We start from the raw sequence: 25,989 nt of genomic DNA on the forward strand, positions 1-25,989 counted from the left end.
TCAGTTCGTCAGCTCGTCGAGTTTACCGCACAATTGATTGCACAAACGGACGGAACAAGGACATGTCTGACCGTTCCTAAAGTGAACGGTATATGTTTTCTTGTCTACTCTGGCAATGTGGTTGCAGTTTACGATAAATGATTTGTGGCACATCATAAACCGTTTATCCAGCTTTGATTTAATCTCTGTCAGAGAGGATGAGAATTCCAATATTTCATGGTGCTTGTGAAGCCGTATCCGGTGTGACTGGGTGGACGGCTCGATGTAATAAATCTCATCGTAAGGAATGATTAACAGCTTACATTCCATGCGGATGTTCAACACATCTGTTACAGGATTGTTGGGTACAAGATACTTTTCATAAACGTTCTGAAGGCAGTCCTTGATTTGATCCTTGAAATCAGGGGCTTCTTTTATAATATATCCCAGCGGTTCTACCTTGTATTGAAAGGTATTGAGCGCCATCTCTTCATGCGTGGTAATGAAGATGATAAAGCCTCTCGGATCATATTTTCTAATCTCAGCGGCCAACTGAATTCCATTCATGCTGCTCTTTAAGTCGATATCCAGAAAATAAACGGCATTTTCCGGTTTGCTCTTATTTAGCAGGCTTATTAAATCGGAGGGAGCATCAGTTGCTGCCTTTATTTTCATATCCCATTCGTTAATAAGTATGGCATTATTTATTATTTTTTTCCAAAACTCTAATTGGAATTTATCATCTTCACATAAATAAATAGGAATCAAGTTGATTACACCTCTTCAGTATTGTGCTGCGTACATATTTCCAGCGTTTGCGTAAAAATATTATAGTTGTAATTGGTTGAGTGGATGACATTGCTGTACTTATCCAAAATTTTATTGGAGCTGTAAAGTCCGAGTCCGCTATGCCCTTCTTTGTATGTGACATCTTTATTATAAATGGCATCCAGCTTGATATCAATCACTGGGGCAGAATTGGAAATGACAATAGTTACGGATTCATTATTATAGATGAGAAGAATGAGCAGCTTCTTGTCTTCGGATGCTTTCGCAGCCTCAATAGCATTATCCATGAAAGCACCTATTACAGTAGATAAATCCAGCATATCCATGGATATGGAGTTTATTTCTTCTTGAATTTCCAATGTAATATTCAGCTTCTGATTCATGGCAGAAATCAGCTTGGCATATAGGATGCTTTTCAGCTCTAAAACCTTAATGTTACTGAGCTTGCCGATAATGGAATCTTTGTTCGTCAGCGCTTCGCTGCTGGGAAGGATCTTCGTTCTGAAAAATGTTTTTAAATTATCGATATCATCGTCATCGATATAATATTGCATGGTGGAAAGTATATTTATGTAATCATGCTTGAAAATCCGGGTGTCTTGGTATAAATCATCAACTTTCTTTACGTACTCCTCAAGAGATTGTTTTTGCTGCTTGATAAATTCAAGCTCCTGGTTCTTATACATAATGCGAAGGCTAAAAAAGAAAATAATAAATGTTATAATGAAGAAAGTGCCAAAGAGTATCGCATTAAAATAAACAATTTCTGTGGGATAACCTTCTTGTTCACCTTGAATGATGTTATAAGCAAAAATTGATGTACAAACTATAATCTCGGATATAAAAAGTGTTAGTATTTCTTTTGAAAATATAAGTTTATGTTGGGCAAATAAATCTCTTAAATACCGGCCAAATAGTTGAGAAACAATACATGTTATAATAGTATAAACAACAGCAAAGATAAAATAATAATTATTGTTTGACGTAACATCGAAAACAGTTATCCCTATCAAGTTCAAAAAAGTAACCAACACATAATTAATAAATATAGCTATCAAATATCCCATTAGAGCAAAGAGCGAGTTTATAACGTAATGTTTGTTGGAAGCAGCTATAATTAAAATTGCACCCCCAATTGTAAAGAAAATAATATATTGTCCGAGTTGAGGAGCAAAAAATATTTGGCATAATAAAATGTATAAATAGATAAATAGTTTTATGTTCAGGCGAAGAGGAAATAAAAGTAAATTGGTCATTGCAGCCATAAATAGTAAAGAATTGACCAATGAAATTAAGATAAATGATAAACTATCACCCATGTAACGTCTCCCCTAAAAAATAAATATAATAGATTTTATTATAGTAATCATATCATTTTCACATAATTGAGTAAAGATATTTTGAAAAACATGGATAATTTTGACGTAAATTACAAGAAACACTACATTTGTTTCCAAATCGCCCTATAAAGAGAAAAGTCAATTATAATAGAAAATAGTTAGCTAACATATTTTTTATATTGTAAAAAGGGGGATATGTACACAGAAGAAGTAAAAGAATAATTAATGGTACCAAAAGCTATGAATTTTGCATGTATTAAAATAAAAAAAACATTAGTTTTCACGAGTGGAGGTCTGAGATGAAACATAATTTTAAAAGAATAATTAGTATAGTATCAATAGTTGCATTGTGTTTTTGTATAACAGGGATTGGTGATATGAAAGTTCATGCAGCAAACACTATAACAAAAAACAATTCAAGAACAGCCGCATATAATTATGGCCGCTGGTCAGCTATCAATAGTAATTATGCCACGGTAATCTTGGAAAAAAATCAAAGAGAGTCTTGGCTTGCGTTTACTTTAGATCCAAATGAACATATATATATTAGAACTTCTTATTCTAGTGAGTATGAAGGTGAATGGTATGAAATTCAGGATGGACTTGGAAATACTATTGGAGCACCGCAATATACGCCGGGGAATGTCCATGATATAGGTACTGCGACACCGGATATATTTTTAAATTGCGATAATAATTCGACATCAACAAGAACGTATTATTTGATCTTACATAGAGGTAGTGTTCCTACAGACACAGATATTTATTTTTCTGTGTCAGCATATAACAGAATAGAAACAGCAATAGGTAAGTGCTCTGTTTCTGGTACTGCATCAAATCCTGGTAGTGGTAATTCCTCTATTATTACAGTTAATCTTACGAATAATAGCAGTTTCCCAAATGGAGCTATAGTGACCAGAATTGAATCTTCTGGAACACAGTCTCCCAATCAGGGAAATGTGCGCCATATGATTATGCCGGCTAGCAATAATGTATGGTATACATCAACGGTTAGTAGTGCAACCAGCGGTTCATATGCCATAAGTATAAGTAATAACATACCAGTAAAACAGCTTTGGAGTTTCCGGTATAATGCGCCGGCTACAGCAAAGTCCACGATGAAAAGTGTTTCCTTGAGAATCACGTTCCAATATGACTTAAGTGAAACGGGATATAAGAGAGTAATAAGTTTCTAAGGAGTGATTTATGGGAATACAGTATACATCAAACACTGATTATTATAATAAAATACCAGAATATAGAGATATTAATTTATTGCCAAAGAATTCATCTTCTGATACTTCTGTAGGCTATCAGTATACAGACATGACGGAAGAAATGCGCATAGGAATTCAGGTTACGCGCGAACATTATGAAAAGGTTTATCAGGAGAACTTAAAGCATTCCAATCCTCTGGCATACATCACCGAAAAATATTATGACAAATCATCCAGACATTTTTGTGGATACATGACAGAGGAACAACGAGTTTTTGCTGCCCGCACCGAAAAAACAATGATAGAAACAGGCGGAAAGACTATGTGTGGTTATGCCAGCTATGACTATTCCCTAAGAAATTATGAAGGTATCTATACCGGAGGGAAGAACACTGGATTTCGCTTGAATACGGACAGGGAAAAACAGTATGCTAGAAGTGTGATAAATCAGCAAATATATAGTCTGCTTGCAAAGACTGGGATTCAGGTTACAAATCAAATGAATCTGAAGTTCCAGATAGACCCATATAGTTATAAGCTAACAGTGACAGGCAATGCAAGTAAGGATATTTTATCTGCGATAGAACAAATATTGAATGAAGGAGATAATGCTAAGAATCTTTGGCACCATCTATGGATATGCATGCATGATAGGGATAATGAGATTATAAATTCTCAGGGAAGCTATAGAAAAGCAGAGCAACAATCACTTTGGCATGAGTTTTATCAAACCACTGGTTATGACATTCGAGAGAGTAAGTATCAAAATGGTACTTTCATAGCAGAAGACGGAACTGATCTTTTGGAGCTGTATAAAAAGAATGCTAAGCATGTAGAAGGGATAGACCTTTATACAAAAAGGTTTTTAAATTTTGCTCAAAATGGATGGAATAAAGCGTGTGATTTGACGATTGCTGTCGGGTTTGACAGCAGCGGACTATATGACATCGGACAAGAAAATGGATTCGGGATAAATCAGGCGACATGGATAAAAGGGGGGATACAAAATATATTAGATGCTAAAGTCTAATAATAAACGGAGTTATTCGTGCTAGTAAATCATATCTGGAAAATGTGATGCAAGGCAATTGCCATGTTTATTTTACCGTAATCAGTTAAAGAATAATATGAAGTATTTGCTGACAGTAACTTGTGTATATGTTGCCTTGATAGGATGATACATAAAGTATATTGCTTGGAGATTAATTAAACAACATGAAAAATCCGAGATAAAATACTTGTATTATTTCATGTTTCTTGAAATGAAATATATAAAAAAAAAGAATATTTTAACGTAAAATGCAAAAAAACAAACGTTTGTAGCGAAAATGAACTAAAAAAGTAAAAATTCATTATAATAAGCAATAGTTGTTAACATATTCTTCATTGTGTGAGAAAGGGGCTATGAGTATGAAAGAAAGAACAGAAAAAATGATAGCATCAAAAGTTGTTGACCTGGCATGCAATACGGTAAAAAATACGGTAGGAAAAAGTATACCGGTTTTGGCCCACGAAGTAGAAATGCCCGATAGTATTAAAAAAGAGTTTATGAACAAGGATTTAGAAGCATAGTAAGTTTATAGGCAAGTGTCTTTTTCATGTAAAGGGGTTAAGATAAGATGGGACCTGCGGATAGCAGGTTCCATTTTCGTTATAAAACTTTATTAATATCAAATGAGTGAGCAAAGAGAAAGAGGAGAAATTTTCACCAATAAGGAGGCGACTTTGACATCTAATGAAAATGAATTATAAAATATGATATTTAAAACTATTTATATGGAATACATCTTATTTTTAAACGTATTTGATTTTAAGCGTATCTTAATTTAGGTTTCCAGGACAGTTTGTATCACACAGCCACCAAAAGATAGACAACGAAAAAATACTTATTTAACAAAAAGGGGAGAATGGGGAATGAGTACATTAGAGAGAAACAGAGTATTTGAGCAGTCAGCGCTGGAGGAGTTTGAGCAGGGAGCCGACTCCGTGCTTCAGTCAGCGGAGGATATCAGCGTGCGAATGGCCTCCCATATGGGAACCGTCGTGAGCCTGTGCCAGTCGGTCCCATCAGAAGCAAGGGAACCGGGCCTATCCGAACTGGCTTCACAGGCAGGGCGGGAGATTGCGGGGAAGGACTACAGTACCATAAGGGAACGGATACGAAAAGAAATGGGGACCATCAGGGACACGGTTTACACCTTCGACAAACAGGCTGCAGAAGCACAGGCCGAAGCCACACATGTCTCGGCCAGAGCAGGCGGAATGATCGAGACACTGGGCAGCTTGCTGGAGACAGGGCTTTTGGAGCTTCCTTATGAGGACTTTCAGGAGACATTGGGAGAATTTAAGAGGGAGATGGAGGAAACAGTACCGGATATCGAGGAGAAGATGAAGTATGCGGAAGACATCCTTGGCGGCCTGCAGTCCTATGCCGCCCTCTACAGCAGCGATCCCGTACATTTGGCAACAGGGAACCTCTACTATGGAAAAGAAGCACTTCGGGTGGAAGGAGATCCCCCGCTGAAGCTTTCCCTCTATTATAATGCCATTTCCAGAAGGAAAGGGACGCTGTTAAGGAACTGGACCCATAGCTGGCAGATTCGTCTGCGGGAAGAAAAGGGCGGGCCTGTTATCGACTGGGAGGACGGAGCCAGATACCGTTTCACGCTTCGGGAAGGAAAGCGGTATCAGTGCCAGCAGTATGCAGCCATGGAACTGGTAAAGGAGGAGGACGGATACCGTTTGCACCGGAAGGACGCAGAAGGGAAAAGGGACTATCTCTTTTCCGGCGAGGGAACCCTCCTTCGTGTGGAAGAAAGGAATGGGAGGATTCTGAACCTGCGCTGGGATGAGGAGGAACGTCTGTCCTTTCTGGAAGACAAGCAGGGAAACAGCCTTTCGTTCCGCTACCACGGGGATGGGACGCTGGAAATAGTTAGCGACCATACCGGAAGGAGCAGCCGTTTTTCCTATGGAAGCGGGCGGCTTAAGGGAATTACCAATCCCATGGGAGGGACGGAAGCCTATACCTATGCAGAGAATGGAAAACTTTGCACCATCCAAAACGAGGAAGGAAATGTCATTGTAAGGAATCATTACGATAATCGCCGCCGTATCCTCCGGCAGGAATACCCGGGAGGGGGAGAGCAGTGCTACCTCTATCTGGACAGAGAGAACAAAGTACGCTTTACCGAATGCGACGGCACTGTTACGGACTATATACATGACAGCAAACTGCGTCACCGGAAGGCGCGGCAGGGAGAGAAGGAGGAGGGATATTCCTATACCCCTCAGGGGCAGCTTCACTGCCACACCGATGCCAGAGGAGGGAAAGAGGAATACCGCTACCGGGAGGAAGGAGAGTGGATCTACCGGAAGGACCGGGACGGTACTGAGGAACAGGCTGTCTATGACGAAAGCGGAAGTCTATCCGCATTCCTCCATAAAGATGGAGGAGAGACCACCTACGGTTATGATGGTGAGGGAAGGATGGTCTGCGTGACCAGCCCCATGGGGCGAAAGACGGAAGCCGCATATGACGGAGAAGGCCGTGTCATCGCGCTGCGTTATCCGGGCCTTGGGGAGTGCAGTGCTGTCTATGATGATCGGGGAAGGATCACAAAGCTAATGCTGCCGGATGGCGTGGAGTACCGGTACCGTTATGATGCCTTGAATCAGTTGGTGGAGACATGGGATGAGGAAGGGAAGAGCACCCGCCTGACCTATGACGAGCTGAATCGTCTGACCGGGGTAACCCTGCCGGACGGGGAGGAACGCAGTTATGATTATAATGCCTGCGGCTCCCTGACCAGAGAAACCACAAGAGATGGAAGTACCCTGTGGACCTATGGTGCCATGGAAGAGCTCCTGAAGCAGACAGATTCCATGGGCCGGGAGGTATGCTTTGACAAGGACAGCCTACGTCGAATCACCAGAGTGCGGCTGCCGGAAGGAGAAGAACTGGCCTACAGCTATGAGAAAGGAGAACTCCATCCGACCAGAATACCGGACGGGAGCAGAATACGCTATGATGCAGGCGGGAACGCCGTGGAGGTAAAGAGCCCGGGCGGAAGGACCATGGGCCTGACCTATGATGCCTGCGGCCGCCTCTTAAGCATTCTCAAGGAGGATGTGACGGTGATGGAGCTTACCTATGATGCCTCCGGACGGGTATCCGCCCTGCAAACATTTGGAAAAAAGACGGAATACTTCTATAATAAAGAGGGCTGGCGCATCCGGAAAAAAGAAGAAGGAAAGGAGACTGCCTACGGTTATGATGAAGCCGGCCGGCTCCTCTGGGAAAAGGAGAGGGATGAGGCAGGTGCCCTCCTGAAAGAACGCCGCTACCAGCAAAAACAAAAAAAAGAGGAAGATTCCTCCTGCATCTCCCGCTATCCAAATGGAAAGATAAGGAGCGTGGAGGACGCTATGGGAACCGTCCTGCGCTATGAATATGATGCCATGGGACACCTAAACCGGATACTGCGGGGCGAAAGCGTCCATCAGAGCGTGAAGCACAACGCCAAGGGGCAGGTGACAGAGGTATGCGACGGGGAGGGGAACCGGCGGAGCTACCATTATGATGCGGACGGACTGTTGGATGTTCATACCGATGAGGATGGAAATACCAGCCGTTATACTTATGATCTTCTGGGCCGTTTGATCAAAGCTTCCCAAGAAGGCACTCCCCCAATCCATTATACTTATGACGGCTCCGGGCGGATGTCTTGCGTGGAGCAGGACGGGGAGCGAATTCTCCTGCCGGAACAGGGGCTCAGGGAAGAAGAAACCCTGCCGCGGGAGGAAAGGGATGAGCAGGGACGGCTCACCGTGCTCCGTTTTCCCGGGGGTATCCACCGGCATATTGACTATACGGAGGAGGGTATGACAGAACGCCTTACCGTCATGGACGGAAACGGACTTCTCCACCGCAGGCACTATGCTTATGACCGGAGAGGAAACTGCACCTCAGTAACGAGGGAGGGACGCTTGAGGCCGGAAGAGAACGGAACCACCAGCTATGCCTACGATGTCCTGGACCGCCTTACCGAGACTCGGATTGACGAAGAGACGGTGGCTCGCTATGCTTACGATGCCTATGGTAACCGGACATATTTCTGGGACAGAGGAAAAGAAACTTTTTATACCTATGACCGTCTGGACCGACTTATCGAGGAGCGGAGCGGTAAAGGAATCCGTACCTATGGATACGACAGGAGAGGCAGCTTGCTGTGGGTAAAAGAAGATGGGGAGACGGTAGTCTCTTGCGTCTACGACGGAAGGGGAAATCTGGTAAGGAAGGAAGAGAAGGGGTGTATCACCGGCTACCGGTATGATGCCCTGAACCGGCGCAGAGAGAAGTCCGTCACGCAGGACGGCGAAAGCAGGGTGACCTACTACCGTCATGACCCTACCCGGCGCATCCATTCGCTGCGGGAGGTTCATCGGGAAGGGAAGCGGATGCGGCTCATCTACGGAACGGATGGATTCCTGACGCGGACGGAGGAGGAAGGAGAGACCCTCCACCACATTACCGATTCCAACGGAACCCCTCTCTTTTCTTTCACGGAGAAAGGAGAGGTGAAGGAGAGCTTCTCCTATGATGAGTTCGGAAGGAGCAGTGAGAGGAGCAGCCTGCCCATAGGCTATGGAGGCTATGAGGAGGAAGGGGACGGAACCTTTCTTGCAGGTTGCCGCTACTATGTTCCGAGATTGGGCCGTTTTCTCAGCAAGGACAGGCTGGGCGGGACCATTCGGGAGAGCCAAAGCCAGAACCCGTATCTGTACGTGAGGAACAACCCTTTGACCTACACCGACCCGGACGGACTCAGCCCGGTGCGGACAGTGCTGCCGCCCTATGTGACCGGAGAAGCGGTGCCTTCTGCTTCAATACCATATGCTGCTGCAGCGCAGGGAAACCTGGGACAGATGCCCGTCAGTGCAGGGGGATGTACCGGAGATAACTATATGGATAGAGTCAGCAGGCAGTTAGCGTATGGCAAATTCACGGATGAGGTCACCCTTCTTGGAACGACCATAGAGCTCCTGCTTGGTATTTCGGACCTTGACCTGCCCATGGATATCCGTGATATCACTGCGGATTTCGTAAAATGGGAAAACAGCTGGAGTCATGCAGGCTGGACGCTGGTGGACATTATAGGTCTCGTTCCGATAGTGGGGGCAATCAAGTATGTGGACGAACTGGCTGTATTAGGCAAGCGCGGATTAAAATACTTAGGGGAAGCCTGGAACGGAATAAGAAAAGAGGTAAAACAGATCGGGGAGCTGGATGCTTTCAAGAAAATCAAGAACTTCTTTACTGGAGGAGGAGATAAGGGGATAAAGGAAGCTGGGGACGCGGTTGAGGGTGCTGTAAAGGGTGGTTCTAAAGTAGCAAAATATACGGATATAGAAATTAAAAAAATAGTTCAAGAAGTTAAAGGTGATAGTATTAAGAGTAATCCATTAAGACAGGCTTATGAACAGGAAGTAAAAAATTTATCCAACGTGGCTAAAGAGTTATTAGATCAAGGGAAATCGACGGAAGAAGTGGCAAGAACAGTTTATCAAATGAGACGTGATCTTGGTATTAAATATAAGGATGCCACACCGGAAGTATTAAGAGAGTATATCTACGAAATAAATCAAAGTCGTTATAAAGATCCTCTTGGTCCTTCATTTGATAAATTAAATGAATCAAAAACTTATGGGCAAATAATAGAGTCAGCATCTCGACCTAATAATGATGTAGATAAGTTGTTATCTGGTTTTGAAGATTGGTTAAAGGAGAAATAAGATGAAAAATAAAATATTATATCTTTCCAATATAGAAATATTTGAATATTGTACGCTTGATAGAGTTAAAGGAACAGCAAAATATCAAAAAGATGAGAGACCAAATAAAATAGATGGTTTATATTTTAAACAGAATGAACTTTTTTTCGCATTATATTGGGAAAATAATTCACCTATAATTTATTTCGATAGACAAGAATATCCACTTAAAAAAACCTTAGATATTGAATTAATAAAAGATGGTAAAAACAGAAAATTTATAATCAAAGACTATAATATTTACATAGAATATAAACAATCAATATATATCGATATGGATGTCTGGTCTAATGAATTGGATGTTGATTTATTTTGCAAACTGATGGAAAGTTATAAAACTGATGAATTTTATGATAATAAACCTCAAAAATTATTTAAATTTCCGTGGACTAAGGGTTAAGCGAAATGAAGCCATACACTTTAGATACATAAAAAGTTTTATATTACAATGGCGTAACTAGGGGGGGACAAGGGACCCTGGGTATCTAAATATAAACTACGATATCGGAGATATTTTGCTGTTTCAAGTTGTGAAATATCTCCGATTTTGCACTTATTATTTCAAACCAGCTAGTTGCCCCAGTAAGGCAAAACAACATTGCATCCCTTATGTAAAAAAACAACCATAGAGTACGCTGCATTTTTGGTATAGATACAATCTGTCTATTGTTCAATTATTTTGTGCTGTTCTTGCGATAATTCTAAATCTTCATATTGCTTGGCATAAGAAGTCTGGTGGAAATAGGAAAAGTTATGCCATAGAAAGTTTTCCCAACGGCTCTGCCGGTGGGTGTTCTTTGGGGTTATGCCAGTCTTTTTGGCATAACCCCTTTAACCCGCACTATTTTCGACCCTATCTATTTTCTGGGATTTTAAGAAAATCATGTCTTTCACATTTCCCCAACAAAGTAATAAACTCTCGTTATGGTTAATTACCTCGATTCTTCCCTGAAAATGGCACACAGGGGTAACACAGGCTCACATGAGGGTAAAAGAAAGTCGATTTATATAACGGAAACTGTTCTTTGTGCATATTTTTGTTTTTTCCTCTGTTTTTGCCTTTTGGCATAAAGCAAACTTTGATCCAACGTGGTCAAATTTTCTTCCTAATTTCTAAAAATGAAAAAATGACTTGCAATCAATGCTTTCCAGAGTTAACATCACGACACTCGTAAGAGGGTTTCACCACAAGAAAAATATCTTTTCTTGTGTCTCTGCAATTCTGCAGGGAAATCTCCACGAACGGAGCGGAAAGCTCCCAGAAATGGATAGACTAAACCACCCTTGTCCCCTTAGTTGTGAAGAACGTAATTCTAAGCGAGAGACTTATCAGTTGAGGTTGTCACTGTTTTGAAAACGGAGGAAAAGTGAATGAATGTAAGGAAAGAAGATTTAATTTATGTAGGAATCGACCTGCATAAGGAAACTCACACCGCAGTCATTCTGGACTGTTGGAACACGAAGCTCGGAGAAATTACGTTTGCCAATACTCCTGCTGAGTTTCCAAAGTTAATTAGAAAAGTAAAGAAATATTGTACAGAGAACAAACAAGCTGTTTATGGATTAGAAAACGCTTATGGCTACGGTCGTTCTCTTGCAGTATGGCTGTTAGAGAAAAATTTTATAGTAAAGGATGTTAACACTTCCTTGTCACATCGGCAGGCAAAACGCAGAGCGATGTATAAAAAAAGTGACAGTGATGATGCACAGGCAATCGCTCTTGCAACCATAAATATGTTGGAGGAATTACCCGATGCCTGCCCAAATGATGCGTACTGGTCACTGGGGCAGTTGGTAAACCGCAGGGATAATATCATGCGTCACATCATCCGTCTACGAAATCAACTACATGAGCAGGTGTGTGTTGCCTATCCAAGCTATAAACAATTCTTCACTGACATTGGAAGCCCTACCGCACTTTATTTTTGGAATCAGTATCCTTCAGAGAAATATTTGCGAGGAAGAACCGTAGAAGATTTGAAAGAGGAACTGATTGTTGTCAGTCATAACCAGTGTTCCACTAACCGGTGTCAGAAGATTTTAGAGGTAGTGGAAATGGATCGGACGGAAGAAAAAGAATATCAGGACAGCAGGGATGTAATCACGAGAGGGCTTGTAAAAGACCTGCAGCATTACAAGGGGCAGCTAAAAGAAATCGATAGAGAATTAGAAAACATGTATCACAGCTTGGGCGGTACTCTCACCACAATTCCGGGTGTCAGTACGACAACCGCGGTAAAGCTGCTGGCAGAAATCGGAGACATCAACCGTTTTGGCAGTGCGGCAAAGCTGGCAAAGTTCGCAGGGATCGCACCACTTAGACTCTCGTCGGCAGGAAAAGGAAAAGATAAGGCATCCAAGCAGGGGAACCGTCGCTTACAAGCGACCTTGTATTTCTTATCCATTCAGATGATTCAGACATCTTCAAAGGGAACACCAAGAAATCCGGTTTTCAGAGAGTATTATGAGAAGAGGATTGCAGAGGGAAAGAACCCGAAACAAGTACTCATCTGTATTTCAAGAAGATTGGTAAATATCATTTATGGAATGCTAAAGAACCAGACGGAATACCGAATGAAAGAAATCAGGCAAGATAGAGAAAATCAGTAGTTTTCAATATTTGGATATGGTAAAATGAGAGCAGTAAAATCTGAAAATCTAAAGATTACTGTTTAGAATCGCATCACTTTTTCACTAGAAGTGAAAGGGTCTGGTTCAATATAAGTAGTAAGAGTCAGATTTAAGGGTGGTTCAGGTGCAGCAAATTGGGCTGATTTAATGTCACCGGAAGATGCCGCAAAATATAATAAGTGGATAAATTTAAGAGAAGCTGGATTAGATCAATCAAAGATAAATGACATTATTTTGACCAATAAAGGATATCGCCCAGACCCAGCAACATATTTAAGCAAGGAGTATATCGATGCTCATTTAGACCTATTTTCTGATGGAGTCACAAAAATTAGTGTATCAACACCAACTGGACAGGCGGGACCACCTGGTGGAACATTTATAATGCCAAAATCTGTAGCAGATGAAATTATCCAAGAAGCAAACGGTAATGTTTCAAAATTGGAACAATTACTAAGTTTAGAACCAGGGACGTTGGGAAATAGTCCAGTTAGATTAGATATACCAGAGCCACATAATTTGAGGATGCCAAGTGGAAATGAGTTAGGAGCAAATGAACAATGGATTCCAGGCGGAAGTACTGGCGGGGGAATACCGGAAGCAACAATTGATTCACCATCGCCAAAGGAATTTATATCTACACCAATATTTAAGGAAAATTAAAGGAGAACAAAATGGAACAAATATATTCTAATTTTGGAATTACTATTGTGAAGCAAGATGAAAAGTATTTTATGCAATATGATAGTGGAGAAATGGTTTCAACAATAAAAAAAGTGGAGTTATCTGAAAGAGAAGCAAAGGAGTTACAAGAGCAGGAGGATGGGAATGCTATTTATGAATATATGATTAAAAATTTAAATGATAGAATTTAAAATTTAGTTATATAACCCAGTAAAATAAACTTATAATATTTTCCCTTGACGATCCTAAAATGGCTATGTTACAATGGCGCAACCAGGGGGTATAAGGGGGAAATTATTCTCTTTTATACACTAAGAGAAATACAAAATCGGAGATAATTCTGTGACTTCTTAAGTCAGGTATTATCTCCGATTTTTATGTTTATTATCTCAGGTCTGCCAGTTCCATTAGTAGGGAAAAACAGCATTGCATTCCCATGCGGAAAATAACCATGGAGTAAGTAGCGTTTTTAGCATGGATAGCATCCGTCCATTGTTCAATGACTTTGCGTTGTTCTTCCGATAATTCTAAGCCTTCATACTGTTCAAAAAGCACATTTTCTGCTTGCAGAGCTTCTTGGTACTCCTCATCTTGTTTCCTCTTGTTTAAGCTGTTCGTACATGTTGTTGAAAGAACGTTCTTCTAAATGAGCGTAAAGTAGTTGGAAAAAATCTGTATTCATCATAAATTGCCCTCCTTCCTGACAACACACGATACCGTAAAAACTAGAATCCATCCATTCACAGAAGCCAATAAAAATCAGCAGGAGAAATAAGGCAGAATAGACAAAGGAACCAAAAAAGATAAAAAGTCTGCTTTGGGTATGCAAAGTTATGCCATAATCATATCGCCCAACGGCTCTGCCGGTGGGCGTTTCCGAGAGTGGTGCCGTCTTTTTGGCACCACTCCTTTAACCTGCGCTATTTTCGACCCTATCTATTCTTGTGAATTCCAAGAAAATCATGTCTTTCACATTTCCCCAACAAAGTAAAAAACTCTCGTTATGGTTAATTACCTCGATTCTTCCCTGAAAATGGCACACAGGGGTAACACAGGCTCACACGAGGGTAAGAGAAAGTCGATTTATGTAACGGAAACTGTTCTTTGTGCATATTTTTGTTTTTTCTCTGTTTTTGTCCTTTGGCATAAAGTGAATTTTGCCCCAAAGTTGTCAAATTTTCCTTCCAGTTTCTAAAAATCAAAAAATGACTTGCAATCACTCTTTTTCTGAGTTAATATCACACACCACAAGAAAAGGTCTTTCTTGTGGACTCCAGTTATGCCTATGTGTTTTTGGCAGATGGAACAATACTGTATCATCCTGATTCGGATAAAATCGGAAAAGTAATACAAAATGATTTGGCCGATAACCTTCTTTCTGATATTGCAAATCATGATATTCCTGAAAATGGTGTGGTTATGATAAAAGATGAGGGAGCAGAAAAGTATGCAGCTTATTACATAATTAGAAATGCTACGGCTGTGCTTGTTATTACTGCAGATAAGTCAGAAATATTAAGTTCGGTGGATAAAATTTTTTCTTCCGTTGTTTTATGCGGGATTATTGCTTTTATCATTATCGGAACTATTGCTTATGGCATATCAGCACATATAATTCAGCCATTATTAAAGCTTATATTAGTAATAAAACGATTTGCTATGCTTGATTTTACAGAAGAAGCAGATAGCTTGCAAATTAGTAGCCGTAAAGATGAAATGGGACAAATTGCAAATACAATTGATGAGCTTCGCGAAAGGCTGGTCGATATTGTTTCTCAGATTAAGCAGCAGAGTATGATCCTATACAAGGCCTCCTATAATTTGGACCATAATGCGGATATTGCGGTATCCTCAGTAAAGAATGTAGAAAAAGCGGTAGATGAAATTGTGCAGGAAACAACGAATCAGGCCGATAAAACAGAAAAAGCAACGGAGGATATCGTTAATATTGGAAAGTTAATTGAAGGTACCAATTCTGAAGTAAGCCAGTTAATACAAAAAATGAACTTGATGAAAGAAGCGGCAGATGAAGCTTCAAAAACTTTGGATGATTTGAATGATATAAACCGGCATGCAATCAGCTCTATTGGAGTGATATATGAGCAGACAAATACAACGAATGATTCTGTAATAAAAATACAGGAGGCAACAAAAATAATTGCGGCTATCGCCGAAGAAACAAACCTATTATCATTAAACGCCTCGATTGAGGCAGCAAGGTCAGGTGAAACAGGCAGGGGTTTCGCAGTTGTAGCTTCACAGATAAAAAAACTTGCGGACCAATCCAATGCGTCTGCTCATCAAATTGAAGACATAATTAAAGTTCTGATTAATAATTCTCAAAAAGCAGTTTCTACAATGAATGAAGTGAATAAAGTTATGGAGAGGCAAAATAAAAATGTATCGAAAGCGGAATTAGCATTTGAAAAGATACTCGATGGAATCGGTCATTCATTTTCAGCAGTCAACCAAATTGCATCCAGTTCATCACAGCTTGATGAGGCGAGAGGATATATTACGGAAGCCGTTTGGAGCTTGACAGCAATTGCCAGAAAAAATGAAAAGAATACAGAGGAAACATCAATATCTGTCAGTGAATTCAAAAATATAATACAAGAAGTTAAGGACAATTCTCAGCAATTGAAAGTTGTTGCTGATGTATTAGAAGAAAACATGGGTTCATTTCAATTGTAAAAGTATTTAATATATTTAAAAATATCATCTTGAGCTTGTTCAGGCGTCTTATATTGAGAATCTTGGATAAGCTTTCTTTTTATGATGATTATCATAAGGATTTCCTTTTCTTTTGCCATTTTTCTATATTTTGTAAGGATTGACTTTTTGAAAGAAATCTTGGATAATGTATTTGAAACCGATTGCAAACAATATAGATGGGGAAATATTTATACAAAGGGAGGATATGTCAATGAATACAACAAAAATCACCTTAAATGAGAATTGGAAGTTTTATTTGGGAGAATGCGAGAATGCCTGGTATGCAGGCTTTGATGATAAAGAATGGCAAAGTATTTCTATTCCTCATGACTGGTCGGTGACGCAGCCCTTTTCACAGGATTATTCCAGCGGTACGGGCTATCTGTCAGGCGGAATCGGCTGGTATCGGCTGCATTTTCATATGCCTGAGGAGTACGAAGGAAAAAATGTCCGGGTAGTTTTTGACGGTATATATAAAAATAGTCAAATTTGGTGCAATAGCTATTATTTAGGGAAGCGCCCTAATGGCTATGTTACCTTTTCTCATAAACTAACTGACTTTATTAATTATGGTGCGGATAATGTTATTTGTGTTAAAGTTACACATACAGATTTAGCGGATTCCAGATGGTTTACCGGGAGCGGAATTACCAGAAAGGTAACACTTGTCGTAGAAGAGTTGGTGTATCCTTCGGAATATGGTATTATATTTGAAACGGGCAAATGCGATGAGGATAGTGCTGAAATCGATGTATATCAGGAAATCCACAATGATACGGACGTATGTGTAAGGGTTGCTGTAGAAGTTGATTTTTGTACGGAGGAAGGAATCTTTATACAAAAGTTGACAGAGTCTTGCGAAGTAGAAGCCGGGAAATCTTCTCAGATACGATTGAAGGGAGTTATCGATCATCCGAAGCTCTGGTCGGTAGATAGTCCTAATCTTTATCAGATGAAAACGTTTTATACGGTAAATGCCGGGGACCGCTATTTGGCAGGGGAAGAGAAGGTAGGAATCAGGAGCATTCATTTTTCTCCTGACAAGGGTTTCTTCCTGAATGGAAATGCGGTGACGATCAAAGGGGTCTGCGTACATCATGATGCAGGCTGCTTAGGAGCTGCAGTGACTGCACAGGTTTGGCAGAGAAGATTGAGCAAATTAAAAGAGTGTGGATGTAACGCAATCCGTTGCAGCCATAATCCGCATATGCCGGAACTGTATGAGCTATGTGATGCTATGGGATTTCTTGTAATGGATGAAGCTTTTGATGAGTGGGAAAATGCCAAGAATAAATGGTCTACCGGCCACAATGTATATCCTCCCAAGCATCAGGGATATTTTGAGGATTTCCATGAATGGCACGAAGCAGACCTGCGCGCCATGGTAAGAAGGGCAAGGAACCATCCCAGTGTTATTCTGTGGAGCATTGGAAATGAAATAGATTATCCGAACGATCCTTATTGCCACCCGATGTTTGAAACTATGACGGGAAATAATGATGCCGATAAACCTGCCGCAGAGAGAATATATGATTCTTACAAGCCTAATGCAAGACGATTGGGAACCTTGGCAAAGCATTTGGCGGAAATTGTGAAACAAGAAGATTCGACAAGGCCGGTGACAATGGCTCTGGCATTTCCGGAGCTCTCAGCTAAGCTGGGGATTCTGGAAGCCTTGGATGTGGTCGGCTACAATTATAAAGAACAGTTTTATGAGCAGGACCACAGGGAATTCCCCGACAAGCCTTTTTTGGGGAGCGAAAATAGCCATAGCTATGAGGCATGGAGAGCTGTAGCGGATAAACCATATATCAGCGGTCAATTCCTTTGGACCGGAATCGATTATCTCGGTGAAGCACATGGCTGGCCTGTCCACGGGTCTGCGGCCGGGCTTTTGGATATGGCTGGATTCGAGAAATCGCGATTTTTACGCAGAAAGGCATTATGGGATACGGAAGCGGTCATAGAACTTGCTACCGGAATTGAAGATAAGGCGGCAGACCGTAATGCAGAGTGGATTCCATACAATCAGAGATGGAATTATAAGAATGGGCAGAATGTATCGGTAATGTGTTATTCTAACCTGAGCGAGGTCAGGCTTTTGCTTAATGGGAAAGAAGTCGGCAGTGCAAAAGAATACAATCCCGATGGAGCATATCAGTTTATCATTCCTTTTGAAATGGGATTGCTGGAGGCGGAAGGCTATAACGAAGAAGGGCAAAAGGTAAAAACAGCGTCTCTATGTACCGTTGGTAATACGGTAAGCGTGCAGGCAAGCTTATGGAAAGAAGATGATATACTGAGCGAGCAAAGCTTTGAAGAGGTATCGAAAGGCTCGGGCTACCTGTATCAAATGGAGATTCGTCTTCTGGATAAGGAAGGCAGGCTTGTGACGGCAGACGACCGGATGATAGGGATACAGGTAGAAGGGGCCGGAACGCTGGCAGGTATGGAGAATGGAGATCTGAGTGATAATACCTCATATGCATTGCCGGAGAGAGCTACCAGAAATGGCAGACTGCTGGCATACATTAGAAGAGGTGCACCCGGCAAGATCACAATTGAAGTAACTGTTGAAGGATTGGACGACAAGGAAGTCTATATGATAGAATAATAGTAGTTTTTAAACAGAGTAAACAATTGCTAGGAGAAAAGACGAATGGATGCATATAGAAGTGGTGAGAATAAGGTAATTACCATTTATGATATAGCAAAAGAAGCGGGAGTATCCGCGTCAACGGTATCTCGGGTGCTGACCAACAATGCCCATGTCCGCAATGAAAAAAAGCAGCGAGTATTGGAATTAATTGAGAAGTATGATTTCAAACCGAATGCTATGGCAAGGGGACTCTCCGATACAAGAAGTAAAGTAATAGGAATTATTACAGCGGACATAAGGAACCCTTTTTATGCGGATGTGTTTGTAGCCTGTGAGGTGGCTGCACAAAAGGCGGGGTATACGGTTATGCTTTGCAATGCGCTGGGCGAGCGGATGCAAGAGGAAAAGCTGCTGGAGAAATTGCAGGAACAGAGAGTCGATGTAGTTATCCAGATGGGCGGACGAGTAGATGACCTCGTATCTGACGCATCATATGTAGAAAAGGTTAATAAGCTAATGAATAACATTCCTATGGTAGTAACCGGGAAGCTGGATGGGACTCAGTGCTATCAGGTTAGAATTGATGCCATGAAGTGTATAGATCTTTTAATGGAGCATTTGATAGAATTGGGACATAGGGAGATAGCATTGATCGGAGGACGGATGAATGTTCTTTCTACCTTTGAAAAGTTTCAGAGATATAAGCAGAATCTAAGCAGGTATAAAATAGCTTTTAAGGAAGCGCTGACGGTAGAGGATGGTGGATATGATTATGAAACCGGATATGCCCGTATGAACAAGATGCTCGATCAGGGCATAAGGCCGACAGCGGTAATAGCAATTAATGATTTTGCAGCAGTGGGTATTGTCCGAAGTATTCAGGAGCATGGTTTAGGTATTCCGCAGGACATTTCCGTGGTAAGCTATGATAATACTTATGTTTCCGAACTGGTCAGTCCGAAGCTTACAACAATCGATTATAATTACGAGAGCTTTGGAGAACAATTAATTGAAACGGCTATTGCATCTATAGAAGGAGGGGAAAATCCTAAGCTTCAGCTCATACCTCCGACTCTGATTGTTCGGGGGAGCAGTGGAAAGGTGCCGGAAATAATAGGATAACAAGATTGACTCCGGTTTCATAAGAAAACCTAAAAAAGAATAAAAAAAGCAATAAAAAGCAGTTATTTGATAAAAAAATAACTGCTTTTTTTATATTCGCATAAAAAATAAACAAAATACAAGCCTAAAACTTATGGATAATGACATATTGAAACCGATTGCAAGAAAAGCATTGACAGAACTGTGCAGATAATAGTAAAATATGAACATAAATAAAATATGAAACCGATTTCGAATAGTGAAAATGACTAATAAAAGTGCGCAGTGAGATGGGACTGAAATGGTCGTATGGGAGGAGAAAATGGATAAAGCATTAAATGCGGGAAAGGATGCGCCGGTAACCAAGATACCCGCTCCTAAAATATCTTTCTGGAAAAAAGTAAAGAAGTCGAAGGTCTTGCTTCTTATGTGCTTGCCGGCAGTATTATTCTTTTTCTTTTTTAGTTACATGCCGATGCCCGGCATATGGGTAGCATTTGTAAAGTACAACTACAGAGACGGTATTTTCGGAAGCGCTTTTATAGGACTTCGGAATTTTGAATTTTTGGCTACATCAGGGAAGCTGTTTGACCTGACAAAGAATACGGTTCTTTATAATTTGGCATTTATTTTACTGGGTAATACCCTGGCAGTATTTGTGGCAATTTTGTTGAACGAAATGAGGGGCAGATTGTTTAAGAAGATTTCGCAGACGATTATGTTCCTTCCGTATTTCATTTCGCAGGTATTAATCGGTATTTTAGTATTTAACTTATTGAATTATGACACCGGCTTTGTAAATGGAATCCTTAGCAGTATGGGATTAGAAAAGTGGCAGCCTTATGCCGAGCCGGGCTCGTGGCCTCCGCTATTGATCTTGATTTATTTATGGCAGCAGACGGGATATAATTCAGTCGTTTATTTTGCGGCTATTATGGGTATTGATTCGGAGATGATCGAAGCGGCGAAGGTAGATGGAGCGAATGGTTTTCAGAAAATCCGGTATATTATCTTACCAAACCTAAAACCAACAATTGTAATTTTGCTGCTGTTTGCGCTTGGCGGTATTGTAAAAGGTAACTTCGGCCTATTCTACAACGTGGTAGGTACCAATCCATTGCTGTATAGCACTACTGATATTATAGAAACTTATGTATATCGTGCAACTATGACAGATTTCAACTTCTCTACGGCTTCTGCAGTCGGATTATATCAGTCTATCATTGGATTTATCATTGTTGTGACAGTCAACTGGATTGTAAGAAAGGTAGAACCGGATTATTCCTTGTTCTAAGCGGAAACGGAGGCACATTATGGCAAAACAAGATATAGATTTGATAGACTCAGGCGCTAAGGTGAAGCTTGGTAAGTCAGACATGGCGATTAGAGGATTCGGGTATGTGTTCATTAGCTTTTATGCTTTATGCTGTATTATTCCATTCATCATTATTATAAGTACATCCTTCACCAGCGAAGCAGTGATTCGTGCAGAAGGCGTACAGATTATTCCTAAGGCAATTAGCTTGGAAGCGTACGCTATGGTTACCAAAAGCGGCGGTATTTGGAAATCTTACATATTGACCATTCTGATAACGGTATTTGGTACCGGAATCGGGTTATTCATTATTTCGATGACGGGTTATGCACTGCAAAGAAAGGATTTTCCATTCAGGAATGCAATCTCCTTTTATATCTACTTTACCAGTTTGTTTTCGGCAGGACTTGCGCCTTATTATCTGCTGATGACACAGACTTATAAATTAAAAGACAGCTATCTGGCAGTTTTACTGCCGCTTTTGATGAGTCCCTGGCTGATCATTTTAATGAAGAACTTCGTGAAAGCAATTCCGCATGAAATTACGGAGTCGGGAAAAATTGACGGTGCGGGAGATATTAAGATTTTCACAGCATTGATTTTACCTATGTTAAAACCTGCATTAGCGACAATTGGATTGTTCCTTGCACTGGGGTATTGGAATGAATGGTATCAGTCCTCTTTGTTTCTCAGCTCGAAGGTTGCAGTGAAACCGCTTCAGTATACTTTATATGAGATTGTGAACAAAACAGATGCACTGAAAAATTCAGTAGCGGGACAGTTTATTAATCTGGCAGATATCCCGCAGGAAAGTGTTAAGATGGCCAATGCGGTACTGGCGACCGGACCGATCATATTATTATACCCTTTTGTTCAGAAGTACTTTATCAGCGGTATTACGGTTGGAGCTGTAAAGGGCTAGAGAATGAAAGACTATGAATAGAGTTACATGGACAGGGAGCCGGAGGCTGAATAGTACTTAACAGATTGTCGCTCTGGTTGACCAGAGACAATATAGATGATGCGATTGCATTCCCAAAAAAAGGAGGAAAGAACATGAAAAAGAAACTTGTTGCATTATTACTTGCAGCTACAATGGTTACCGGCCTTGTGGGTTGTGGAAACTCTTCTGCTTCCAGCAGTACAGCCTCAAATCCGTCAAGCAGTTCTTCAGAAAGTGCAGAAGAAAGCACGAAAGAAAACACGAAAGAAAGCACAGAAGGAGAAACGGCTGCTGCGGATATCGACACATCAGAGCATGTGGTAATTACTTACATGACGACAGGCGAGATTCCCACCGGTACTAAGGAAAAATATGATGCGATGATGGTGGAACTCAATAAGATATTGACAGAGAAGGTAAATGCAGAACTGCAGATATACTTTATCCCATGGACAGATTATCTTTCTAATTATAACTTGACGCTGGCATCTATGGACGGCACGGTAGACCTGGTCGGTACGGCTTCCGACTGGCTGGATGCATGGCCGAATGCCAAAAACGGAGCGTTTCTTGAATTATCGGAAGATATGTTAAAAACATACGCTCCGCAGACTTGGGAAAGCGTACCCGCTTCGAACTGGGATTTATGCAAATACAATGGCGAAATTTATTTAATGCCGGAAGATAATTACGCTCAGTGGGTTAATCATGGATTTATTTATCGTTTGGATTATGCAAAGGAAGCCGGACTTGAAGACGGCGTACATAGCTGGGCCGATTTGACAGAATATTTCCGTTATGTAAAACAGGCATATCCAGATATTATTCCCTGGGACTCTGACGGTACACAATATGGACAATTGGCAAGCGGTTATATCCTGTCCAACACGGATTATGTGTCGATTGACGGACTGAATTCCGGTGCTATGTGGGGAGGAACAAAGGATGACCTCTATACCATATACTCTCCTTATGTGACAGAGACAGATTTATTGGTTGAGTACGCGAAGATGATGAAAGAATGGGATCAGATTGGCGTATGGAAGACAGATGTATTAAATAATACCGCATCCACTAACCGTGATGATTACAGAATCGGACGTGTTGCGGCAGAGCAGCATCATACCCAGACTTGGACCGATTTGGTAAGCCATACTCCGGCAAATACTATTTATGCGGATACTCCGGATGCGGCATCAGGCTTCTTCTACTTTGGTGAGGAACGCGATAATGTAGTGGCATTATCTATTACCCATGGCGCTATGGCAGTTTCCGCAGGCAGCAATAATCCTGAGAGAGCGCTTATGGTCTATGATTTGCTGAGAAATGATCCTGATTGCTATAAGCTTCTCTGCTACGGAATTCAGGGTGTTTCATGGGATATGGATGAAAGCGGACTTCGTATTCTCCCTGAAGGATACAATCAGGATACCGATAATATCAACGGAACGACCAATTATTGGTGGGGACGCAACGACAATCTGGAAATCAGAGATGCTACGAGAAACTGGAGTGAAATTGATAAATTATATGATCATTATGATTCGGTAAAGATTGAATATCCATATGGACAGTTTGTAGCGGATGTAGATATGATTCAGTCTCAGATTAATAATATCAATGAGATCCATACGAACTATATGAAGCAGATTTCTTTTGGCAAATACAAAGGAACAGCAGAGGAAATTGTTGCTGAATATCAGGCAGCTTTAGAAGCGGCAGGTATTAATGATGTTACGGCGGAACTGCAAAGACAGTTTGATGAGCTTTATAAATAGTAAAAATAATATATTGATTGTAGTGCGTAAAAGGAGTGCTGCTGCCTGAGAGGCAGCAGCATTTTTATATAATTAGGAAAGAACTCCTATTACATAAAAGTAGATGCGCAGCACACTTTTGTTCTATGAATCCAAAAAGACAAAAAGAGGAGAATATCAGCAATGGGGCAATTTGAAAAACTTAAAAAATTTGAAATCAGAGAAAACTTCTATTTAGACGGTATGCCATTTCAGATTATTTCAGGAGCAATCCACTATTTTCGAATTGTTCCCGAGTATTGGAGAGACCGGTTAGAAAAACTGAAAGCTATGGGATGTAATACGGTAGAAACCTATATCCCATGGAATATCCATGAGCCCGAAAAAGGAGAATTCCATTTTGAAGGGATGTGGGATATACAAAAATTTGTAAAAATAGCGGAAGAGCTGGAGCTGTATGTAATACTCCGGCCATCGCCATATATATGCGCGGAGTGGGAGTTCGGCGGACTTCCGGCATGGCTGATCAGAGAAGATGATATGAGACTTCGGGCAAGCTGCGGCTCTTTTCTGCGGCATGTGGAAGAGTATTACCAAGTCCTCCTTCCGCTCATCACTCCGCTGCAGATTACGGAGGGCGGTCCGGTTATCCTTATGCAAATTGAGAATGAATATGGCTATTATGCAAATGATAAGGCATATATGGAAGCGATTAAGAACCTCATGGTAAAGGGCGGAGTGAAGGTGCCCTTGGTAACCTCTGACGGACCTTTTCCCGAGAATTTAAACGCCGGGGCTATGGAAGGGATATTACCCACAGGGAACTTTGGTTCCAGGACAGAAGAGCGATTTGAAGTATTGCGAAGATATACCGATGGTGGTCCGTTAATGTGTACAGAATTCTGGGTAGGCTGGTTCGATCACTGGGGCAATGGAGGGCATATCACGAGAGAGCCGGAAGAAAGTGCCAAAGATCTTGATAAAATGCTGGAGCTTGGACATGTAAATATTTATATGTTCGAAGGAGGCACTAATTTTGGTTTTATGAATGGGGCAAATTATTATGACCGGCTGACGCCTGATGTTACTTCCTATGACTACGATGCCTTGCTTACTGAGGACGGGCAGGTTACGGAAAAGTATCTTCTTTACCGGCAGGTCATTTCTAAATATAGGGAGATTCCAAAGATTGCACTCAGCAGTAAAATTGTGAGAAAAGCTTACGGTACACTTACTGTACAAGATAAAGTAAGCCTATTTTCGGCATTGGATGATTTGAGCAGTCCCGTAGTCAGCCCGTGTACGGAATGCATGGAAAAGCTTGGACAAAATTACGGCTATATCTTATATCATTCCACATTGGATACGGAAGAAAATATAGAAAAAATTAGGCTTTGGGGAGCAAATGACCGGGCAAATATTTTAGTGGATCAAAAGCTGGTTACCATTTTGTATGATAGGGAGCTTCTGGAGGAAAAGGATGTTTCAGTGACCTTCGAAAAAGGGGCGGCACTGGATATTCTGGTGGAGAACATGGGGCGTGTGAACTTCGGGCCAAGGATGGAGATGCAGCGGAAGGGAATTAGCCAGTGCGTACAAATAAATGGACATATACATAATAATTGGAAGCAATATAGTCTGCCGCTCGATCATATAGATAAAATAGATTTTTCCAAGGACTATGAAGAGGGTGTTCCGGCCTTTTATCGTTTTATCTTCTCGGCAGAAGAAGAGGGAGATACTTTTCTTGATTTTGCGGGATGGGGGAAAGGGGCTGCCTTTATTAATGGATTTAATTTAGGAAGGTTCTGGGAAATCGGACCTCAAAAGAGGCTTTTCATACCGGCGCCGCTTATAAAAAAGGGGAAGAACGAGATTGTGATTTTTGAAACCGATGGTATAACAGGAAATACAATTTCGCTGGTAAATGAGCCCGATGTTGGCTAAAAGCACCTGCTTTCTGCGGAGTAAAGTATTTCAAATGCTAAAACAGAGGAAAAAATATTACTAAAATAGAAAAAATAGTACATTTACATTTCTTAACGGTCTTCTTAAAATTAAATGAATGATATGCGGAGGAAAACA

Annotated in this window: 17 protein-coding genes; 15 read left to right on the top strand and 2 right to left on the bottom strand. The window is 41.0% G+C overall.

The window, feature by feature from the left end:
• Together CC90_RS0117080 and CC90_RS0117085 are read right to left on the bottom strand one after the other, a co-directional pair.
• On the bottom strand, positions 1-747 hold the full coding sequence (locus tag CC90_RS0117080) for a LytR/AlgR family response regulator transcription factor (protein ID WP_031391944.1): 747 nt from the start codon (positions 745-747) through the stop codon (positions 1-3).
• Positions 748-752: 5 nt separating this feature from the next.
• Positions 753-2,087 carry a GHKL domain-containing protein gene (locus CC90_RS0117085; RefSeq protein WP_031391945.1) on the bottom strand — a complete coding sequence of 445 codons (1,335 nt, stop codon included), beginning with the start codon at positions 2,085-2,087 and terminating at the stop codon, positions 753-755.
• Between the two features lie 320 nt (positions 2,088-2,407).
• On the opposite strand from CC90_RS0117085, the gene CC90_RS0117090 reads away from it, so the two are divergent.
• The 15 genes from CC90_RS0117090 to CC90_RS0117175 all read left to right on the top strand — a co-directional run bounded on the left by CC90_RS0117090 (position 2,408) and on the right by CC90_RS0117175 (position 25,851).
• A complete protein-coding gene (locus CC90_RS0117090; RefSeq protein ID WP_035315809.1) occupies positions 2,408-3,304 on the top strand; it encodes a hypothetical protein in 897 nt (298 codons plus the stop codon).
• A 10-nt stretch (positions 3,305-3,314) separates the two neighbouring features.
• Positions 3,315-4,355 carry a DUF4885 family protein gene (locus CC90_RS0117095; RefSeq protein ID WP_031391947.1) on the top strand — a complete coding sequence of 347 codons (1,041 nt, stop codon included), beginning with the start codon at positions 3,315-3,317 and terminating at the stop codon, positions 4,353-4,355.
• A 380-nt stretch (positions 4,356-4,735) separates the two neighbouring features.
• Entirely contained in the window at positions 4,736-4,897 is a 162-nt protein-coding gene (locus CC90_RS24255) for a hypothetical protein (RefSeq protein ID WP_157837561.1), read from the top strand.
• A 342-nt stretch (positions 4,898-5,239) separates the two neighbouring features.
• A complete protein-coding gene (locus tag CC90_RS22570) occupies positions 5,240-10,120 on the top strand; it encodes an RHS repeat-associated core domain-containing protein (protein ID WP_035315810.1) in 4,881 nt (1,626 codons plus the stop codon).
• Between the two features lies 1 nt (position 10,121).
• Positions 10,122-10,559 carry a hypothetical protein gene (locus CC90_RS0117110; RefSeq protein ID WP_031391948.1) on the top strand — a complete coding sequence of 146 codons (438 nt, stop codon included), beginning with the start codon at positions 10,122-10,124 and terminating at the stop codon, positions 10,557-10,559.
• A 971-nt stretch (positions 10,560-11,530) separates the two neighbouring features.
• Positions 11,531-12,769 (top strand): IS110 family RNA-guided transposase, encoded by a 1,239-nt coding sequence (locus CC90_RS0117115; protein WP_031391949.1) that lies wholly within the window; start codon positions 11,531-11,533, stop codon positions 12,767-12,769.
• Between the two features lie 168 nt (positions 12,770-12,937).
• On the top strand, positions 12,938-13,453 hold the full coding sequence (locus CC90_RS22575; RefSeq protein WP_051869731.1) for a hypothetical protein: 516 nt from the start codon (positions 12,938-12,940) through the stop codon (positions 13,451-13,453).
• An 11-nt stretch (positions 13,454-13,464) separates the two neighbouring features.
• On the top strand, positions 13,465-13,665 hold the full coding sequence (locus CC90_RS0117125) for a hypothetical protein (protein WP_031391951.1): 201 nt from the start codon (positions 13,465-13,467) through the stop codon (positions 13,663-13,665).
• Positions 13,666-14,740: 1,075 nt separating this feature from the next.
• Positions 14,741-16,168 carry a methyl-accepting chemotaxis protein gene (locus CC90_RS0117140; protein WP_051869733.1) on the top strand — a complete coding sequence of 476 codons (1,428 nt, stop codon included), beginning with the start codon at positions 14,741-14,743 and terminating at the stop codon, positions 16,166-16,168.
• Between the two features lie 232 nt (positions 16,169-16,400).
• Complete coding sequence (locus CC90_RS0117150; protein ID WP_031391954.1) at positions 16,401-18,803, top strand: glycoside hydrolase family 2; 2,403 nt, start codon at positions 16,401-16,403, stop codon at positions 18,801-18,803.
• A gap of 45 nt (positions 18,804-18,848) precedes the next feature.
• Positions 18,849-19,910 (top strand): LacI family DNA-binding transcriptional regulator, encoded by a 1,062-nt coding sequence (locus CC90_RS0117155; protein WP_031391955.1) that lies wholly within the window; start codon positions 18,849-18,851, stop codon positions 19,908-19,910.
• A gap of 301 nt (positions 19,911-20,211) precedes the next feature.
• Positions 20,212-21,183 carry an ABC transporter permease gene (locus CC90_RS0117160; RefSeq protein ID WP_031391956.1) on the top strand — a complete coding sequence of 324 codons (972 nt, stop codon included), beginning with the start codon at positions 20,212-20,214 and terminating at the stop codon, positions 21,181-21,183.
• Between the two features lie 19 nt (positions 21,184-21,202).
• On the top strand, positions 21,203-22,126 hold the full coding sequence (locus CC90_RS0117165) for a carbohydrate ABC transporter permease (protein WP_031391957.1): 924 nt from the start codon (positions 21,203-21,205) through the stop codon (positions 22,124-22,126).
• Positions 22,127-22,260: 134 nt separating this feature from the next.
• Positions 22,261-23,925, top strand: a complete 1,665-nt coding sequence (locus CC90_RS0117170) for a DUF3502 domain-containing protein (protein WP_031391958.1) — start codon at positions 22,261-22,263, stop codon at positions 23,923-23,925.
• A gap of 162 nt (positions 23,926-24,087) precedes the next feature.
• The gene (locus tag CC90_RS0117175; protein ID WP_031391959.1) at positions 24,088-25,851 is read left to right on the top strand and encodes a glycoside hydrolase family 35 protein; all 1,764 of its coding nucleotides are present in this window, start codon (positions 24,088-24,090) and stop codon (positions 25,849-25,851) included.
• Positions 25,852-25,989 lie beyond the last annotated feature (138 nt).

This window comes from Kineothrix alysoides (assembly GCF_000732725.1).
GTDB classification, from domain to species: Bacteria; Bacillota; Clostridia; order Lachnospirales; family Lachnospiraceae; genus Kineothrix; species Kineothrix alysoides.

Coding starts and splice junctions, on each gene's coding strand:
- CC90_RS0117085 (WP_031391945.1), bottom strand. CDS start 2,087: ATGGGTGATAGTTTATCATTTATCTTAATTTCATTGGTCAATTCTTTA.
- CC90_RS0117090 (WP_035315809.1), top strand. CDS start 2,408: ATGAAACATAATTTTAAAAGAATAATTAGTATAGTATCAATAGTTGCA.
- CC90_RS0117095 (WP_031391947.1), top strand. CDS start 3,315: ATGGGAATACAGTATACATCAAACACTGATTATTATAATAAAATACCA.
- CC90_RS24255 (WP_157837561.1), top strand. CDS start 4,736: ATGAAAGAAAGAACAGAAAAAATGATAGCATCAAAAGTTGTTGACCTG.
- CC90_RS22570 (WP_035315810.1), top strand. CDS start 5,240: ATGAGTACATTAGAGAGAAACAGAGTATTTGAGCAGTCAGCGCTGGAG.
- CC90_RS0117110 (WP_031391948.1), top strand. CDS start 10,122: ATGAAAAATAAAATATTATATCTTTCCAATATAGAAATATTTGAATAT.
- CC90_RS0117115 (WP_031391949.1), top strand. CDS start 11,531: ATGAATGTAAGGAAAGAAGATTTAATTTATGTAGGAATCGACCTGCAT.
- CC90_RS22575 (WP_051869731.1), top strand. CDS start 12,938: ATGTCACCGGAAGATGCCGCAAAATATAATAAGTGGATAAATTTAAGA.
- CC90_RS0117125 (WP_031391951.1), top strand. CDS start 13,465: ATGGAACAAATATATTCTAATTTTGGAATTACTATTGTGAAGCAAGAT.
- CC90_RS0117150 (WP_031391954.1), top strand. CDS start 16,401: ATGAATACAACAAAAATCACCTTAAATGAGAATTGGAAGTTTTATTTG.
- CC90_RS0117155 (WP_031391955.1), top strand. CDS start 18,849: ATGGATGCATATAGAAGTGGTGAGAATAAGGTAATTACCATTTATGAT.
- CC90_RS0117160 (WP_031391956.1), top strand. CDS start 20,212: ATGGATAAAGCATTAAATGCGGGAAAGGATGCGCCGGTAACCAAGATA.
- CC90_RS0117165 (WP_031391957.1), top strand. CDS start 21,203: ATGGCAAAACAAGATATAGATTTGATAGACTCAGGCGCTAAGGTGAAG.
- CC90_RS0117170 (WP_031391958.1), top strand. CDS start 22,261: ATGAAAAAGAAACTTGTTGCATTATTACTTGCAGCTACAATGGTTACC.
- CC90_RS0117175 (WP_031391959.1), top strand. CDS start 24,088: ATGGGGCAATTTGAAAAACTTAAAAAATTTGAAATCAGAGAAAACTTC.